The 16,176-nt window shown below is 55.6% G+C and carries 13 protein-coding genes; 6 read left to right on the plus strand and 7 right to left on the minus strand.

The features are described 5' to 3' along the window. Positions 1-19 precede the first annotated feature (19 nt). Together ACXAFI_RS15360 and ACXAFI_RS15365 are read left to right on the plus strand one after the other, a co-directional pair. Positions 20-2,338, plus strand: a complete 2,319-nt coding sequence (locus ACXAFI_RS15360; protein WP_475109514.1) for an immune inhibitor A domain-containing protein — start codon at positions 20-22, stop codon at positions 2,336-2,338. 175 nt (positions 2,339-2,513) lie between these two features. Continuing rightward, a complete protein-coding gene (locus ACXAFI_RS15365; RefSeq protein ID WP_475109515.1) occupies positions 2,514-2,798 on the plus strand; it encodes a hypothetical protein in 285 nt (94 codons plus the stop codon). Here the strand turns inward: ACXAFI_RS15365 and ACXAFI_RS15370 are convergent. Beyond that, on the minus strand, positions 2,795-3,757 hold the full coding sequence (locus tag ACXAFI_RS15370) for an AraC family transcriptional regulator (RefSeq protein WP_444921100.1): 963 nt from the start codon (positions 3,755-3,757) through the stop codon (positions 2,795-2,797). The genes ACXAFI_RS15365 and ACXAFI_RS15370 overlap by 4 nt on opposite strands. A 377-nt stretch (positions 3,758-4,134) precedes the next feature. Here ACXAFI_RS15370 and ACXAFI_RS15375 point away from each other — a divergent pair, with 377 nt between their 5' ends. Further along, complete coding sequence (locus tag ACXAFI_RS15375; RefSeq protein WP_475109516.1) at positions 4,135-5,277, plus strand: efflux RND transporter periplasmic adaptor subunit; 1,143 nt, start codon at positions 4,135-4,137, stop codon at positions 5,275-5,277. A gap of 109 nt (positions 5,278-5,386) precedes the next feature. Beyond that, complete coding sequence (locus ACXAFI_RS15380) at positions 5,387-8,581, plus strand: efflux RND transporter permease subunit (protein ID WP_475109517.1); 3,195 nt, start codon at positions 5,387-5,389, stop codon at positions 8,579-8,581. A gap of 58 nt (positions 8,582-8,639) precedes the next feature. On the opposite strand, the gene ACXAFI_RS15385 is transcribed toward ACXAFI_RS15380, so the two are convergent. Further along, a complete protein-coding gene (locus tag ACXAFI_RS15385) occupies positions 8,640-9,020 on the minus strand; it encodes a hypothetical protein (protein ID WP_444921097.1) in 381 nt (126 codons plus the stop codon). A 342-nt stretch (positions 9,021-9,362) separates the two neighbouring features. Between ACXAFI_RS15385 and ACXAFI_RS15390 the strand changes: the two genes are divergently transcribed. After that, positions 9,363-9,878 (plus strand): glycosyltransferase domain-containing protein, encoded by a 516-nt coding sequence (locus tag ACXAFI_RS15390; RefSeq protein ID WP_475109518.1) that lies wholly within the window; start codon positions 9,363-9,365, stop codon positions 9,876-9,878. A 355-nt stretch (positions 9,879-10,233) separates the two neighbouring features. Here the strand turns inward: ACXAFI_RS15390 and ACXAFI_RS15395 are convergent, their stop codons facing one another. The 5 genes from ACXAFI_RS15395 to aceE form a co-directional block, all read right to left on the minus strand. Next, on the minus strand, positions 10,234-10,521 hold the full coding sequence (locus tag ACXAFI_RS15395) for a hypothetical protein (RefSeq protein WP_475109519.1): 288 nt from the start codon (positions 10,519-10,521) through the stop codon (positions 10,234-10,236). Next, positions 10,511-10,798 carry a hypothetical protein gene (locus tag ACXAFI_RS15400; protein WP_152451599.1) on the minus strand — a complete coding sequence of 96 codons (288 nt, stop codon included), beginning with the start codon at positions 10,796-10,798 and terminating at the stop codon, positions 10,511-10,513. The genes ACXAFI_RS15395 and ACXAFI_RS15400 overlap by 11 nt, the downstream gene beginning before the upstream one ends. 113 nt (positions 10,799-10,911) lie before the next feature. Continuing rightward, positions 10,912-11,181 (minus strand): hypothetical protein, encoded by a 270-nt coding sequence (locus ACXAFI_RS15405; protein WP_475109520.1) that lies wholly within the window; start codon positions 11,179-11,181, stop codon positions 10,912-10,914. 355 nt (positions 11,182-11,536) lie between these two features. After that, positions 11,537-13,189, minus strand: coding sequence for a dihydrolipoyllysine-residue acetyltransferase (gene aceF / locus ACXAFI_RS15410; protein WP_475109521.1), 1,653 nt, complete (start codon positions 13,187-13,189; stop codon positions 11,537-11,539). A 17-nt stretch (positions 13,190-13,206) separates the two neighbouring features. Beyond that, the gene (gene aceE, locus ACXAFI_RS15415) at positions 13,207-15,876 is read right to left on the minus strand and encodes a pyruvate dehydrogenase (acetyl-transferring), homodimeric type (RefSeq protein ID WP_475109522.1); all 2,670 of its coding nucleotides are present in this window, start codon (positions 15,874-15,876) and stop codon (positions 13,207-13,209) included. On the opposite strand from aceE, the gene ACXAFI_RS15420 reads away from it, so the two are divergent. Beyond that, complete coding sequence (locus tag ACXAFI_RS15420) at positions 15,871-16,092, plus strand: hypothetical protein (protein ID WP_152451591.1); 222 nt, start codon at positions 15,871-15,873, stop codon at positions 16,090-16,092. The genes aceE and ACXAFI_RS15420 overlap by 6 nt on opposite strands. Positions 16,093-16,176: the final 84 nt, after the last annotated feature.

Here is a 16,176-nt window from a genome sequence, read left to right on the forward strand (position 1 = left end):
AAAATGAAAGAAGGGATCAATGCTAAAAGTTAATAGTCTGCTGCCAATCAGCGCGCTTGCTCTCAGCCTGATGGCTGCGAACAGCTCTGCTGCCCCCTCACCTCAAATGCAAGGTGGTAATCAGATCGACTTGGTGATCGCTAACGAAGCCAAGCTAATCGACATGCTCAAGCGTTCAGGCCGCATTAGTAAAAATGCATCTATCGGCGAAGCCGAGCGCACTTTGCACCAGTTCCTGAAAGAGCGTGCCAAACAAGACCAAAGTCTTGCTCAGGATTTGTCCAGTGAAACGGTACAAATGATGAAGCACGCCCGTGGCGGTAAGCATCCCAGATTAGGAAGAGGCAAAGGCAAGGGGCGTTTTCATGGCCATGGCCGCGCACCAGCCCCGCTTCAACTTGAAAACTACGAAGGCGAAGTACGCACTGCAAAAGTTCTCGCCATCCTGATGGACTTCCCCGATTTCCCCCATAACAGCATCGAGCCTGGGGAAACGGATATGTACTACGAAGACTACGCCGCGCAGCACTATGCTGACCTGCTGTTCTCCCAGCAGGGCTTCACTGGCCCGCAAGGTGAAAACCTGCTTTCCATGCAGCAGTTCTACTGGCAGCAGTCCGGCTACAGCTACTCGGTAGAGGGTTCTGTTGCAGGTTGGTACACCGCCAGCCAGCCGGCAGCTTTCTACGGCAATAACGAAGATGGTGATGCCCGCGCTCTGGTGCGCGAAGCCCTGCAAGCCGCCGCGGCAGACCCCAGCATAAATTTGGCCGACTTCGATATCGAAGACCGCTATGACCTGGATGGCGATGGCGACTTCTGGGAGGCCGATGGCCTGGTTGACCACATCATGATCTTCCACTCCTCCGTGGGTGAAGAGGCTGGTGGCGGCCAACTGGGTGAAGATGCTATCTGGGCACACCGCTGGAACCTCGGCGATGTTTTCTCCATCGAGGGCACTGCCGCAGAAGTGGATTATTGGGGCGGCACCATGGCGGCTTACGATTACACCGTACAGCCTGCCGATGCGGCAGCCGGTGTTGTCAGCCACGAATACGGCCATGACCTGGGCCTGCCCGATGAATACGATACCGATGGCTCCGGCCGCGGTGAACCCATCTCCTCCTGGTCGGTGATGTCCAGCGGCAGCTGGGCCGGTATTATTCCCGGCTCCGAGCCCACTGGCTTCTCTGCCTGGGCGAAGGAATATCTGCAGACCAACCACGATGGCAACTGGCTGCACGGCGAGACCATCGCCCTGGAAGATATCCCTCGCCGCGGCATCCGGCTCCTGTTGGATGAGGCTGTACACAAGGGCACCAATAACGATGCGGTCCGTATCGACCTCCCCCAAAAGGAAGTGGTCGTCACCGTGCCCAGCAGTGGTGAGTACGCTTACTTTAGCGGCAGTGACAACAACCTGCAGAACTCCATGGTAATCCCAGTCGATCTGACCGATGCTCAGAATGCCAGCCTGACTTTCAAAGTGTGGTACGACATTGAGCAGGATTGGGACTACGGTGCAGTCATGGTTGACCTGGGAGAAGGCTTCGTCTCTATCCCCGGTAATATCACAACCGATACCAGCCCCAACGGCCAAAACCCTGGCTTCGGTATTACCGGCAGCTCCGGTGGCTGGGTCGATGCCGAGTTTGATCTGAGCGCCTACGCCGGCCAACAGTTCAACCTGTCCATCGCTTATATCACCGATGCCTATGAAGCCAACCCCGGCCTGTTCGCCGATGACATCACGATCAATGTCGACGGCCAAGCCACCCTCTTCGACGATGCGGAGAGCGATAGTGACTTCAGCCTGACTGGCTTTAGCCGCCACCCCGGCTACGATCTGCACGACCACTACTACCTGCTGGAATGGCGCACCCACCGCGGTGTAGACCAAGGCCTGGCACACATCAATGTGGCCGGCCAAATGCTGACCTACAACGAAGGCCTGCTGGTTTGGTATGCCGACACCAGCCAGGACAACAACTGGGTTGGTATTCACCCCGGTGACGGTTTCCTCGGCGTAGTGGATGCAGACCAACAGGTGCTGAAGTGGAGCGATGATTCCGTAGCCTCCACCCGCTACCAGATCCACGATGCCACTTTTGGTGTCGACTGGGCTCAGCAGCTGAACCTGGATCTTTTGGAAGAGTACGGCATTACCATGACCGATATTCACAACCGTCCGCACCGTGTCTTCAGCGATCGCAGAAGCTTCAGCAGCGATGAGATCCCCGATGCTGGCCGCGCGATTACGCCTTACGGTCTGAAGGTTCGCGTAATTGCCCAAAGCCGTGACAAGTCGGTGGGTAAAATCTTTATCACCAAAAAGTGATTTTGATTTGATGTGATCCAAAAGGCGGCACTGTGTGCCGCCTTTTTATTAAGTAATAAGATTGATTCTCACTTGCCTTATTTTCTGCAACAAAGCAGCCCCCCCTGCAGAAATTCCAAACCGGGCTAATCTGAAATGCTGAAGACTATCGCAAAGCATTTTGGAAATTTTGCCAATGGAAAACCATCAAAATATTTCCCGCAGAAAGTTTCTTAAATTGTCCGGCGGTGCCCTGGCAATTCTACCGGCAACACTGATCGCCACAGATAGGGCCAATGCCCAGATCAAGGCGACCAAAGAAGCGGTCAACTACCAGGACACACCAAAAGACGGCAAAAAGTGCGTGGACTGCCAACTATTTACGCCGCCCAATGCCTGTATTGTGGTGGAAGGAGATATTAGCCCTGAGGGCTGGTGTAGCCTGTTTGTCCTCAAGCAGGGCAATGCCACTTCGGATTAAGCCGGTACCCGCAGCTCGCCGCGCAGCTTGCTCACATCTGCACGGGGCGGCAGGCCGAACATGCGGCTGTACTCACGGCTAAAGTGGGAGGGGCTTTCATAGCCTACCCGATAACTGGCGGAGGCCGCTTCCAGTCCTTCCGATAGCATTAAGCGGCGGGCCTCGTGCAGGCGCAGCTTCTTCTGGAACTGCAATGGCGACATGCGGGTGATCTGCTTAAAGCTGTGATACAGGGAGGACTCGCTCATATTGGCCTGCTCGGCCAGGTCACTGATTCGCAGAGGTTCAGAGAAGCGGTCTTTGAGCACCTCAATGACCCGCGACACACGGTTGGCCTGGCTATCCGCCATGGCGAATTTACGCATACGCGCACCTATCTCCCCCATAAGGGCCCGGTAGATAATCTCCCGCCTCGCCATCGGCGCGAGTATTTGCGCGTCTACAGGATTCTCTGCCAGGTGTACCAGGCGGCTCACCGCATCGAGAATCCCCTGATCCATCTGGGTCACACAAAGGCCACAACTGACCTCGGGGCAATCGTAGCCAGCCTCGATGCCGGGAGCTTTATCACCCAGCTCCAAGACCAGATCCGCCACCTCATTGGGATCGATGGTCAGCTTTACTCCAAGAAAGGGAACGTCCTCAGAAGCCCGCTCTACTCGTCCCAAAATAGGCAGATGCACCGAGGTTGCGACATAACTGAGGGGCATATAGGAAATTTCCCTGTCCCCCAGTTCCAGGGTTTTAATGCCCTGAATGATAAAGCTTAATGAGGGCGCATAGACTGAAGAGGCACAGGCGAGCGGCTCGTTACAGCGAATCAAAGCCAGGCCATCTAGCTCGGTCTCCGTCAGGCCCTGTTCTGGCGCCTGGCGCATCAGTGTCTGGATGAGTTTTTGCCTTGCCGGCTCTAGCTCAGCCGGGACTTTTCCTGCTCGCGCTTTATCTTCACTGCTCATGGTTTTTCCTCGCGCCCGTATGGCGTGGACGGCATCAAACAAGGTGGATCACAGTATACGGAGTTTTAGGCAACTATTACGGGAGATTGCAGGATTGGGCAATCACTGTGCAGTAATAGGTAACCTCAAGCGATCTGCACCTGTCAAATCATTGTAATGACATAACTAAAAATAAAAAAACCTAGTTATACATACAGTACTAACTAATTGTCAGAAAACTCAAAATCATTGCCCCACCCCCTAAAGAAAAATAGAAATAGGCAATCAAGCCATAGTTACCAGATACCGCCCCCCTATTGCTCCCCTATAAAGTTGCCTCCCAACTGAGAGGAGTGCCCCGACACCCTCTCTTCCGAAGCAAAGGGAGTACACGCGTTATGGTGAAGAAACTTACCGCCACACTATTCGGCCTATCGGCACTGGTCCTGGCCGGTTGCGGCTCCGGTGAACCCACTGGACAACAGCCTCCGCCCCCGGCGGTGGAAGTCGCCCAGGTGAGTACCGAAGCCACTACGTTGTGGCGCAGCTTTACCGGGCGTGTCGTCGCTCCGGAAACCGTAGAGCTCCGCCCCCGCGTGAGTGGATATATCGACCGGGTGTCTTTTGCCGAGGGCGCCTTGGTTGAGCGCGGCGATGTGCTCTTCACTATCGACCAACGTCCCTACAAAGCTAAGTTGCGCGCCGCCGAAGCGGAATTGCAGCGGGTGCGCAGTGAGCTGGCTTTCAGTGAGAAGCAGGCCGGCCGCGCCCAGCAGCTGCTCGACAGTAAGGCTATCTCGCGAGAGGAGTACGATCGCCGTATTGCTTCGCGGGATGCCGAGCGCGCCGCCCTGAATGCGGCCGAAGCCGCTGTGGAAAACGCGCGTCTCGACCTGCAATACACCGAGGTGACAGCGCCAATAAGCGGCCGCGTCAGTCGCGCCCTGGTGACCCGTGGCAATCTGGCCAACGCAGATACAACCCTGCTGACCACCCTGGTTTCTGTAGACCCCATGTACGTGTATTTCGAAAGTGATGAGCAGACTTTCGCCGTCAGTCGCAACCTCCTTAACGAAGGTGCCAGGCCTCCGGTCCATATTGGCCTGGCCGGTGAGAACGGCTACCCGCACAAGGGCCAGCTGGATTTTATCGACAACCGCCTCAACAGCCATACAGGCACCATCCAGTTCCGCGCGGTGGTCGCCAACCCCAACGGCACCTTTAAGCCGGGCCAGTTCGCCCGCGTAGAAATGCCCATCGAAGAGATGGCTCAAGCAGTACTGATCGACAGCAAGGCCGTGCTCACCGACCAGGATCGCCGCTATGTCTATGTGGTCACTCAGGACAATCTTACGGAAAGGCGCCCGGTCGAAGTGGGACCCCGCCAGGGAGAGCGCACGCTAATCCGCAGCGGTCTCCAGACTGGCGATCAAATTGTGGTCAACGGCCTGCAGAAGATTTTCTTCCCCGGCATGCCGGTAGCCCCGGAAATGGTCGCGCAACAGAGCCAGGGCGGCAGCGCTCAAGCAGCCGGACACTGAGCCCGGGGTGTCCACTACTTTCGGGCACCGCGTTTTGCGCACCGAACGTCTAACGAACCCTATCAATGGAATCCGAGCGGCCTGAAAGCCGCTCCCCAGGTAGCAGCGTATGAATTTTTCCCGTTTCTTTGTCGACAGGCCCATCTTTGCTTCGGTGTTGTCGATCATTATTTTTGTGGTGGGATTGATCAGTATCCCATCGTTGCCAGTCAGCGAATATCCAGAGGTTGTACCACCCAGCGTGCAAGTAAGTGCCCGCTACCCTGGAGCCAACCCCAAGACCATTTCCGAAACTGTTGCCACACCGCTGGAGGAAGCCATCAACGGTGTGGAAAACATGATCTACATGAAGTCGGTGGCCGGCAGTGATGGCACCCTCACCCTGAATGTCACTTTCGAACTGGGTACCGATCCCGATCAGGCCCAAGTGCAAGTGCAAAACCGCGTCTCCCAGGCGTTACCGCGCCTGCCCGAAGATGTGCGTCGCCAGGGGGTAACCACGCAGAAGCAGTCCCCCAACCTGATGATGGCGGTGCACCTGATTTCCCCAGATGACAGCCTCGACGCCACCTATATTCGCAACTATGCGGTATTGCATATCCGCGATGAGCTCTCACGTATCCCCGGTGTTGGCCTCGCCGCCGTATTCGGTTCCGGTGACTACGCCATGCGCTTGTGGGTGGACCCGCAGAAAGCCGCCGCTGTAGGCATTACTGCTGCCGATATTGTCAGCGCCGTGCGCGAGCAGAACGTACAGGTTTCCGCCGGCCAGATCGGCGCTTCTCCAATGCCGAACGGCTCCGACTTCCTGATTTCCATCAACGCCAAAGGCCGCCTGGAAAGTGAAGAGGAGTTTGGCGATGTTGTACTCAAGACCGGCAGCGATGGTGAGATCACCCGCCTGAGAGATGTCGCCCGTGTAGAACTGGCCTCTTCCCAGGACTCCCTGCGCGCCCTTTTGAATGGCCGTCAGGCGGTCGCCATTCCGATCTTTCAATCCCCGGGCTCCAACTCCCTGGAAGTCTCCGCTGCAGTGCGCGAGAAGATGGCGGAACTGGGAGAACAGTTCCCCGAAGGCCTGGAGTGGAAAGTTGCCTACGACCCAACCGTATTCGTCAGCACTTCCATCAGCTCTGTGATCAAGACCCTTCTTGAGGCGGTTCTGCTGGTAGTGCTGGTGGTGATCCTGTTCCTGCAGACCTGGCGCGCCTCCCTGATCCCACTGTTGGCTGTGCCGGTATCCATTGTCGGTACCTTTGCGGTGCTGTTAATGCTGGGCTTCTCGATCAACACATTGACCCTGTTCGCCATGGTACTGGCTATCGGTATCGTGGTGGATGACGCCATCGTGGTGGTGGAAAACGTCGAGCGAAATATTGAGGAGGGACTGACCCCCTTAGCCGCCGCCCACCAGGCCATGCGCGAGGTAAGCGGTCCTATCGTCGCCATCAGCCTGGTGCTCTGCGCGGTATTTGTGCCTATGGCTTTTCTGGATGGCATCACTGGCCAGTTCTACCGCCAGTTCGCCACCACCATTGCTATCGCCACCATTATCTCCGCGATCAACTCGCTGACTCTCTCTCCGGCTCTGGCGGCGACATTGCTGAAACCCCAGGGCGCCAAACCGGATATGCCCGCGCGTATTATCGAGCGATTGTTCGGCTGGATATTCCGCCCTTTTAACCGCTTCTTCCAGCGCAACTCCGAGCGCTACCAGCGGGTGGTGGGTAGCAGCCTTAAGCGTCGCGGTATCGTTTTTGGGGTTTACCTGATATTGCTCGGCGGTACTTTCGCGCTGTTCCAACAGGTGCCCGGCGGCTTTATTCCGGTTCAGGATAAGACTTACCTGGTGGGCAGTATTCGCCTGCCGGAAGGTGCCTCCCTGGATCGTACCGAGGCAGTTGCTCGCCGCGTGAGTGAATTGGCCCTGGAAACAGAGGGCGTTGCCAACGCTGCGGCCTTTGTTGGCTTCAATGCCCTACAAAGTACCAACACCCCCAACGTGGGTACCGTATTTATCCTGTTCGACGATTTCGATGAGCGTGAACGCAGCGCCCAGGAAATCGCCGCGGAACTAAATGGCAAGATCGCACAAATCAAAGAGGGCTTCGCCATGACCTTTATGCCGCCGCCCATCTTCGGGTTAGGCGCCGGTTCCGGCTACACCCTCTATGTCCAGGACCGTCGCGGCGCCGGCTACGGTGAGCTGCAAAATGCCACCAATATGCTGGCCGGCGCCCTGAGCCAGGCCAGCGGCCTCAGCTATCCCTTCAGCTCCTACCAAGCCAATGTGCCGCAGATGGATGCCGAAGTAGACCGCCTGCAGGCCAAGGCCCAAGGCGTGCGCATGGATGACCTGTTCGGCACCCTGCAGCTGTATTTCGGCTCCATGTATATCAACGACTTCAACCTGTTCGGTCGCACCTACCAGGTGGTTGCTCAGGCAGATGCGCCTTTCCGCGATGAAGTGCAGGACCTCGACAACCTCTACACCCGCAATATGAATGGGGAAATGGTACCCATCAGCACCATGGTGACCCTGCGCCAGAGTTACGGACCCGACCCGGTAATCCGCTACAACGGCTATCCGGCAGCCGACCTGATGGGCCAATCCGATCCCAGCATGCTGTCCTCTTCCGAAGCCTTGGCCGCGGTTGAACAGGTTGCCAGCCAGGCCCTGCCACCGGGTATGCAGATCCAATGGACCGACCTGAGTTTCCAACAGGTTAACCAGGGTAACGCCGCCATGGTGGTCTTTCCGCTGGCGGTGCTGCTGGTGTTCCTGGTACTGGCCGCACTCTATGAGAGCTGGGTGATGCCTCTGGCAGTTATTCTGATCGTACCCATGTGCCTGTTGGCCGCACTCTTTGGTGTCTGGGCGACCGGCGGAGACAACAATGTGTTCGTTCAGGTAGGACTGGTAGTTTTGATGGGGCTCGCCTGTAAAAACGCCATTCTGATTGTGGAGTTTGCCCGCGAGCTGGAAATGGACGGCAAGGGTACCGTGGAGGCAGCACTGGAAGCCTGCCGCCTGCGTCTGCGCCCAATCATTATGACCTCTGTGGCCTTTATTGCCGGTGTGGTGCCTCTGGTACTGGCCAGCGGCGCCGGCGCCGAAGTGCGCAACGCCATGGGAATTACGGTATTTACCGGCATGATCGGCGTAACCCTGTTCGGACTGTTCCTGACGCCAGTGTTCTATGTAGCCCTGCGCAAGCTCTCCGGCGGCGATCTCTCAGTCACTAAAAAAGTCGATACGCCTGCGCTAATCGCAGACTCTCTGAAAGAGCCAGCGCACAGCTAGCCATCCAACCCCCAAGCTCATTCCCCCGCGGCAGCCACTGCGCGGGGGCTTTTTTATGCTAGGTTTTTTCTTTGCGCCAGCGGGCACTGGGAAACACCAGCACAAATAGCCAGGTAAACACACTGAGGGGCACACAAAATAGCATTACGAGCACCCCCAGCAGCGCGCGCATAAAATCACTGCCTTCCTCATGTTTTTCTGCGCGATCCCAAAGATAGCCACGATAACAGTGATCCGGTCCATCAATAGGTAAAAAGGTAAAGTTGATCATCCACTCGAGTACCCGCCAATAGCGCCGAAAAGGTGTCTCCTGCACACGGGAAAAGTAGCCGCAGCGTGCAGAAATAGTGGCATCGGGTTTTCCCCCGGCAATGGCATTACCGAGCTGATCGATCGCGATGCAGACATTAATAATCCAGCTTCTTCTGGCGCCTCTCATTACTTTCCTATTGATTAAAGAGTAACCCTACCCCTGTTACCCTAACTAGAGCCTCGGCAAGAGGATTTGATGCCCGGGGAAAGCCAACACAACTGAAAGGATAATCCATAGCCCCACTGGTATATGCGCAGGCGCGCTTTTATAGGTGCAACGAATCTTTAGCAACAGAAAACATTTAGTATCAGCAAATATTTAGTAACACTGGGCCCTTCAGGTCTACCATTTCAAGCTAAGGGGCGACTAGACTTTCTCCAGCAACAATCAAATCGTTGCTGGGACAGAAAATCGCAGATTGCCAAGATTGGCCCAATAGAGGTCCGCCCCAAGAGATCCGCCTTAAAAATGTTGCATATCGTCACCATTGCCACCCATTCGGAAAGAATGTTCCCTATCCTACAGGAATCCGCCAAACGCAATGGCGTGCCGCTGACCATTCTCGGGCGCAATCATCCTTGGAAAGATTTCGCCTCAAAAATGGATATCCTGTTACCTTTCTTTCGCTCCCAACCAGAAGACGACATCATCTGTTACCTGGATGGTTTCGACTCATTAATACTGCCGCCAATCCGTCACCTTGAAAAAAACTTCTTCTCCTTTGGTAAGGGAGTCATTTTTTCCAATGACTATCGACACAAGGGAATACAAGGTTTTTTTGAAAAGAAATTCTTTCCCGACGAACATGTTTTTCCACGGGAATCTTTATTGGGAAAAACAAAGCGCTGCAAGATCTATTTCTGGCCGCTCGAGAGATGTACCCCCACGACGCCGATGATCAGAAAATACTCCGGCGCTACTATGCTTATCAAACTTGGGCTCATAAAACTTGTGCCCATGAAACTTGTGCTCAGATGGCTATAGATCGAGAGGCCAGGCTTTTTTATAATTTTGATGCCGCCGAGCCCAGTTTCAACCTGCTTAATCAGATAAGCCATATTCACAATGGAGAGCTATATCTGCTTAATGGCCAAAGCCCCAGCGTTATATCTTTCCCCTGCAGCTGGTTTGCTATCGGCATCAAGAAAAACCTGCATATCCTGCTGAAAAAATTGGGGTATGACTACTGCCCAGAAATAAATCTCAAGGGTACTTTTAACGGATTAAGGTACTATATCGGCACTTCGATTAAAGAAAGCCTCAAAACATTATTGAAGTAAACCAATCAGGTTATTGCCCGCCCCAAACTTCTCTCAACTATCCCTGCAGATTCTCCCAATCAGTAATAGCTGTAACTCAACTCAAAGGGTGAGTAAGGCCCGGCACACCAATCACCGGTATCCAGCTGGTAACAGTGGACACCCTCAGCAATACAATTGGCCAGCTCACCCATATAGGGATCACAGGCTAGACAAAAGCGCGGAAAAGCCGTTATTTCATCGGGCGGAACCGGGCTGCGCTTATAGGTGTAATAAATTGCAGTGCCATTCAGGTCCTGCCAAAAACCATCGGCACAGCCGCTGAGCAGCTGCACCACAATCAAAGACAGTAAAACTTTACTCTTCATAAGAGATACAACGCCTTCCACCGGAAATATCGAAACAACGGGCACTCGCTGGACAAATCGAGCCGGGCGCTAACTCCTCTGAGTCCCCTGGGCAGCTGGAATAACTGGATTTACGGGTTGCAGGTGCGGGTTGAGAGGGGTAGGCGCGGTACTCCATATGGCGGGGTATCGGCGCACTGTTTGGATAGACCACCTGATTGCGGGTATCTGGTGTACCGCAGGCTGAGAGCAGCAGGCCAGCGGATAAAACAGAAATAACTAGGGGGCGTTTTTGCATAGACATGCCTCCGTATCGGCACCACGCGAAGCCTGCTTCGCGTACTTCGGTAAATGATCGGACGGAGCAGCCACAGCTCGGCTAAATGCCTTCCAAAGCCCTCAGCTCGGTATTTAATACACTCGCAGGACCGGGAAGAACCAAGTGTTGGAGTCGTAGATCGGGTTTGTACAATGCTCCTCGCACTCGTAATGAGCCGGCAAAGCCTGAGCAGTGGACGAAACAATCGTACCGGCTTCGACAAAACCGCTTTCCTGTCCGCTAGCCTGAACCTCGAAGAAGAACGGGTCTTCACCCTCCACTTCTTCAGCGGGTAAGAATAAGCAACCCTGCAACGCCAGTGCCGCCACTAGCGGCAGAGCAAATTTCCTTAAAGGCCCCATGATCCGACACTCCACTTTCAGTGTTGCGCTGATAGCTGTCTTTAAAAAAGTCTAGCCGGCGAGGAATCCCCAGCCAGTTGGCGCCGTGTCATTTATGCGTGTATTTCATCTTTAAGAAGTTTTATACGCCAAATTAAACACAACCCACTGCAGCACACTTAGGAGCAGTCATTTAGGGGCGATCATTTTTATAATGTCCTTCTCTTTCGAGCACTGATGCGTCAGTTCTAATTCGCTCAAAGAAAGAAGTGTGTAAGCGGACTCTTCGCTGCCGTCCTGAGGCAGGTGAGAGGCACTAATAAAAAAAAGCGGCCCAGGACCGCTTTTTTAATCGAGTTTTGACTGTGGCTGGTTATTACAGCAAAAGTCGGCGCACATCCGCCAGCACGCTCACCAGGTAGGTCATAAAGCGTCCGGCATCACCGCCATTGACCGCGCGGTGATCGTAAGAGAGCGCCAGTGGCAACATCTGGCGAGGTTCAAAGTCCTTGCCGTTCCACACCGGCTTCACCGCCAGCTTGGAGACACCGAGGATCCCCACTTCCGGCGAGTTGACGATCGGGGTAAACCCGGTACCGCCGATAGCTCCCAGGCTGGAGATGGTAAAGCAAGCACCCTGCATCTCATTGGGTTTCAGCTTGCCGTCACGGGCTTTCAGGGCCATCTCAGTGGCCTCGGCCGCCAGCTCATACAAACCTTTTTTATCCACATCGCGAATCACCGGTACCATCAGGCCTTTGGGTGTATCCACTGCCATGCCCACATGCACGTAGTCCTTGCGCACAATGTGCTCGCCGTCATTGTGCAGGGAGACATTGAAGCTGGGCTCTGCGCGCAGGGCTGCGGCTACCGCTTTCAGCAGGAAAGGCACTGGAGTGAGCTTTACACCGCGCTTTTCCGCCTCGGCTTTCATGGACTTGCGGAAGTCCTCTAGCTCGGTGATATCCGCATCGTCAAACTGGGTGACGTGGGGCACATTGAGCCAGTTACGGGACATATTAGCCGCAGTGATTTTGTGGATCTTGCTCATCGGCTCCACATTCACCGGACCAAACTGGCTGAAGTCGATATCCGGCATCTTGGCGATACCGATTGCACCACCGACGCCAACCGCACCGCTCTCGGCCTTTTTCACCTGCTCACGGATGTAGTAGTGCAGATCATCCTTGGAAACCCGGTTGCGCGGACCCGTGGGCTTTACCTTGTTCAAAGTCACACCCAACTCCCGCGCCAGTTTGCGCACGGCGGGGCCGGCGTAAACCTGAGCGGCAGCGGTGAGATTGCGCTCCAACTGGTAGTCTCTCTGCGGAACCGCAGGTGGCTCCGCCGGAGTAGATTCTTGCTGCGGCGCGCTCTGCTCAGCAGGCGCTGCCGGTGCTTCTGCAGAAGCCTCTTCAGAAGTCGCAACTTTTTCGCTGCCTTCGGCAACCACTTTCAACACACCGAGGGTATCGCCAGTAGAGACTTTATCGCCCTCTTTGACGGCGATGGAAACCACAGTACCGGCGCTTGGAGAGGGGACATCCATGGAGGCTTTATCGCCTTCCACTACGATCAATGAATCGCCCTCTTCGACGGTATCGCCGGACTGTACACTGATCTCGATCACATCCACCGCTTCGGCACCGCCCAGATCGGGAATCTGGATCGTTTCCTCTTTGGGCTCAGCACTCTCTGCAGCCGCAGGAGCTTCGGCTTTCGGCTCTGAAGCCGGTGCAGCCTCTTCCTGGGCGGGAGCCTCGGCGGGCTCTTCTGCCGGCGCCTCCGCCGCATCGGTTTCAATCTCCCCAATCACATCGCCTTCAGAGACCTTATCGCCCTCTTTCACGCTGATGCTGAGGATTTTACCGGCCACCGGGGCCGGGACATCCATGGAGGCCTTGTCGCCCTCCACCACAATCAGAGAGTCTTCTTGCGCGACGGTATCACCGACGGCAACGGTAATTTCAATCACATCCACCTGATCGGCACCGCCGAGATCAGGCACTTTAATGACTTGTTTTGCCATAGGGGTTCTGCCTTCTCTTAGCTGATGCGCGGGTTAACTTTTTCGGCGTCGATATTGAGCTTCACGATCGCTTCGGAAACTTCTTTCGCATCAATCACACCCTGCTTGGCCAGCCCGTTCAGAGCGGCGATGACCACATAGTTGCGGTCCACCTCGAAGAAGCGGCGCAACTGCTCGCGGCTGTCACTGCGACCAAAGCCATCGGTACCCAGGGTGGTCAGATCACCGTCGATAAATTCGCGCAGCGGCTCCACATAGGAACGGATGTAGTCGGTAGAGGCAATCACCGGGGACGTATTGCCTTCAAACTGTTCGGTGATCCAGGCTTTGCGCGGCTCGGCTTCCGGATGCAGCATATTCCAGCGCGCCACATCCTGACCTTCACGGGCTGCTTCCACAGCGGAGGTGAGGCTCCAAACGTCGGAAGTCACGCCAAACTGGTCAGCAAGAATATCCGCCGCAGCCAGCACCTCGCGTAAAATAGTGCCGCCGCCGATCAGCTGTACATGTTTTTTGGCCGCTTTGCCCTTGGCGCCCTTCTTAACATTGGACTGCAGCTTGTAGATACCGCGAATAATGCCCTCTTCGACGCCCTGGGGCATTTCCGGCTGTAGGTAGTTTTCGTTCTCGATGGTGATGTAATAGAAGACATTCTTCTGCTCCTCGTACATCTCCTCAAGGCCGCGTTGCATCACCACTGCCAGTTCATAACCGTAGGCCGGGTCATAGCTGCGGCAGTTGGGGATCGTGGAGGAGAGCACATGGCTGTGGCCATCCTGGTGCTGTAGGCCTTCACCGTTCAGGGTGGTACGACCGGCAGTGGCGCCAACCAGGAAGCCACGCGCCTGCATATCACCCGCGGCCCAGGCCAGATCGCCAATACGCTGGAAACCAAACATGGAGTAGTAGATATAGAAAGGCACCATCGCCACGCCGTGGTTGCTGTAGGCGGTGGCTAACGCCATCCAGGTGGACATGGCACCCGCTTCGTTGATGCCCTCTTCCAGTACCTGGCCCTTCTTGTCTTCCTTGTAATACATGATCTGGCCGTGATCCACCGGGGTGTAACGCTGCCCCTGGGAGGAGTAGATACCCAGCTGGCGGAACAGGCCTTCCATACCGAAAGTTCGGGCTTCGTCCGGCACAATCGGCGCGATGTATTTACCGATATTTTTGTCTTTTACCAGCGCGGCGATAGCGCGCACAAATGCCATGGTGGTGGAAATCTCACGCTCGCCGGAGCCCTTGGTCAGTGCACTGAAGGCGTCGAGGCCGGGCACTTCCAATTTGGGGCACTCGGTGGGACGACGGGGAACCGGGCCACCCAGGGTCTTGCGGCGCTCCGCCATATATTTCATTTCCGGGCTGTCTGGAGATGGACGGTAGTAAGGCACCTCTTCCAGTTCTTTGTCCGTGAGCGGAATGGCAAAGCGATCGCGGAAGCGCTTAAGGGAATCCAGATCCAGCTTCTTCACCGAGTGGGTATCCATCGCCGCTTCACCGGCGGAGCCCAGGCCGTAGCCTTTAACCGTTTGCGCCAGGATTACGGTGGGCTGGCCTTTATGGGCCATGGCTGCCGCGTAAGCTGCGTAGACTTTATAGGGATCGTGGCCGCCGCGATTGAGCTTCATAATCTCGTCGTCGGACATATCCTTAACCAACTCCAACAACTCCGGGTATTTACCGAAGAAGTGTTCGCGGGTATAGGCGCCGCCGTTGGCCTTAAAGTTCTGCATCTCGCCATCGACGACTTCGTCCATGACTTTTTGCAGTAGCCCCTTGTCGTCTTTCTCCAGCAGCGGGTCCCACAGGCGGCCCCAGAGCACTTTGACGACGTTCCAACCGGCACCACGGAATACGCCTTCCAGCTCCTGCACGATTTTGCCGTTACCGCGCACCGGGCCATCCAGGCGCTGCAGGTTACAGTTAACCACGAACACCAGGTTTTCCAGTTGCTCGCGGCCGGCTAGGGAAATGGCGCCCAGAGTTTCCGGCTCATCACACTCGCCATCGCCGAGGAAAGCCCACACCTTGCGGTCACCGCGCGGCGACAAACCACGGGCGGACATATAGCGCATAATATGCGCCTGATAAATCGCCTGTATCGGCCCCAGCCCCATGGAAACCGTGGGGAACTGCCAGTAATCCGGCATCAGCCAGGGGTGTGGATAAGAAGAGAGACCGTTGCCGTTCACTTCGCGGCGGAAGTTATCCAGCTGTTCCTCATCGAAGCGTCCCTCCAAATAAGAACGGGCATAGATACCCGGCGCACTGTGGCCCTGGAAGAAAATCAGGTCGCCGCGCTCTTCGCCTTCATTGCCGCGGAAGAAGTAGTTGAAGCCCACATCGTAGAGTGTGGCCGCAGAGGAGAAGCTGGAGATATGGCCGCCGAGGTGGTCGTTGTTCTGATTGGCGCGCACCACCATCGCCAGGGCATTCCAACGAATCAGGGAGCGGATACGGCGCTCCATAAATAAGTCGCCGGGCATACGTTTTTCCGCATTGGGCGGAATGGTATTGCGGTAAGGGGTAGTGATTGCCGCTGGCAGCTGCACGCCTACATCGGTAGCGCGATCAGACAGCTGCTTTAGCAGAAAGGCGGCGCGCTCTTTGCCGCTATAGCGGATAACCGCCTGCAGCGCATCCAACCACTCCTGCGTTTCGAGGTTATCGGTATCTTCGTGCATCAAGTGCTCCTCGGCGAATTAGGCGACGTCGAGTCGGTCTATTTCTCAAAAATCGGTTCGCGGGCAAACTACAGCGCAGGCAAAAAAATGCTTCCTTTTTTTCAGGCTTCCGCCAATTCACCACCTTTGGTGGCGGAAATGCAATGCGTGAAATTTCACCCGATCGCAGCGGAGAGGGAAAGCGGCGCCGGTCTGTGCCGCGAGTGCTTAGTTTGACTGTAATTATCTTTTCCGGGGCCCACTCAGCGTGGCGGACAAAACACTATTCCCGGTGATTAGCGGAGGCGATTGTAGTATTAC

The organism is Microbulbifer sp. ABH2_005 (assembly GCF_056160005.1).

What these genes read in the sequence shown, in the direction of transcription:
- ACXAFI_RS15360 (WP_475109514.1), top strand. Translation starts at nt 20, where the DNA reads ATGCTAAAAGTTAATAGTCTGCTGCCAATCAGCGCGCTTGCTCTCAGC.
- ACXAFI_RS15365 (WP_475109515.1), top strand. Translation starts at nt 2,514, where the DNA reads ATGGAAAACCATCAAAATATTTCCCGCAGAAAGTTTCTTAAATTGTCC.
- ACXAFI_RS15370 (WP_444921100.1), bottom strand. Translation starts at nt 3,757, where the DNA reads ATGAGCAGTGAAGATAAAGCGCGAGCAGGAAAAGTCCCGGCTGAGCTA.
- ACXAFI_RS15375 (WP_475109516.1), top strand. Translation starts at nt 4,135, where the DNA reads ATGGTGAAGAAACTTACCGCCACACTATTCGGCCTATCGGCACTGGTC.
- ACXAFI_RS15380 (WP_475109517.1), top strand. Translation starts at nt 5,387, where the DNA reads ATGAATTTTTCCCGTTTCTTTGTCGACAGGCCCATCTTTGCTTCGGTG.
- ACXAFI_RS15385 (WP_444921097.1), bottom strand. Translation starts at nt 9,020, where the DNA reads ATGAGAGGCGCCAGAAGAAGCTGGATTATTAATGTCTGCATCGCGATC.
- ACXAFI_RS15390 (WP_475109518.1), top strand. Translation starts at nt 9,363, where the DNA reads ATGTTGCATATCGTCACCATTGCCACCCATTCGGAAAGAATGTTCCCT.
- ACXAFI_RS15395 (WP_475109519.1), bottom strand. Translation starts at nt 10,521, where the DNA reads ATGAAGAGTAAAGTTTTACTGTCTTTGATTGTGGTGCAGCTGCTCAGC.
- ACXAFI_RS15400 (WP_152451599.1), bottom strand. Translation starts at nt 10,798, where the DNA reads ATGCAAAAACGCCCCCTAGTTATTTCTGTTTTATCCGCTGGCCTGCTG.
- ACXAFI_RS15405 (WP_475109520.1), bottom strand. Translation starts at nt 11,181, where the DNA reads ATGGGGCCTTTAAGGAAATTTGCTCTGCCGCTAGTGGCGGCACTGGCG.
- aceF (WP_475109521.1), bottom strand. Translation starts at nt 13,189, where the DNA reads ATGGCAAAACAAGTCATTAAAGTGCCTGATCTCGGCGGTGCCGATCAG.
- aceE (WP_475109522.1), bottom strand. Translation starts at nt 15,876, where the DNA reads ATGCACGAAGATACCGATAACCTCGAAACGCAGGAGTGGTTGGATGCG.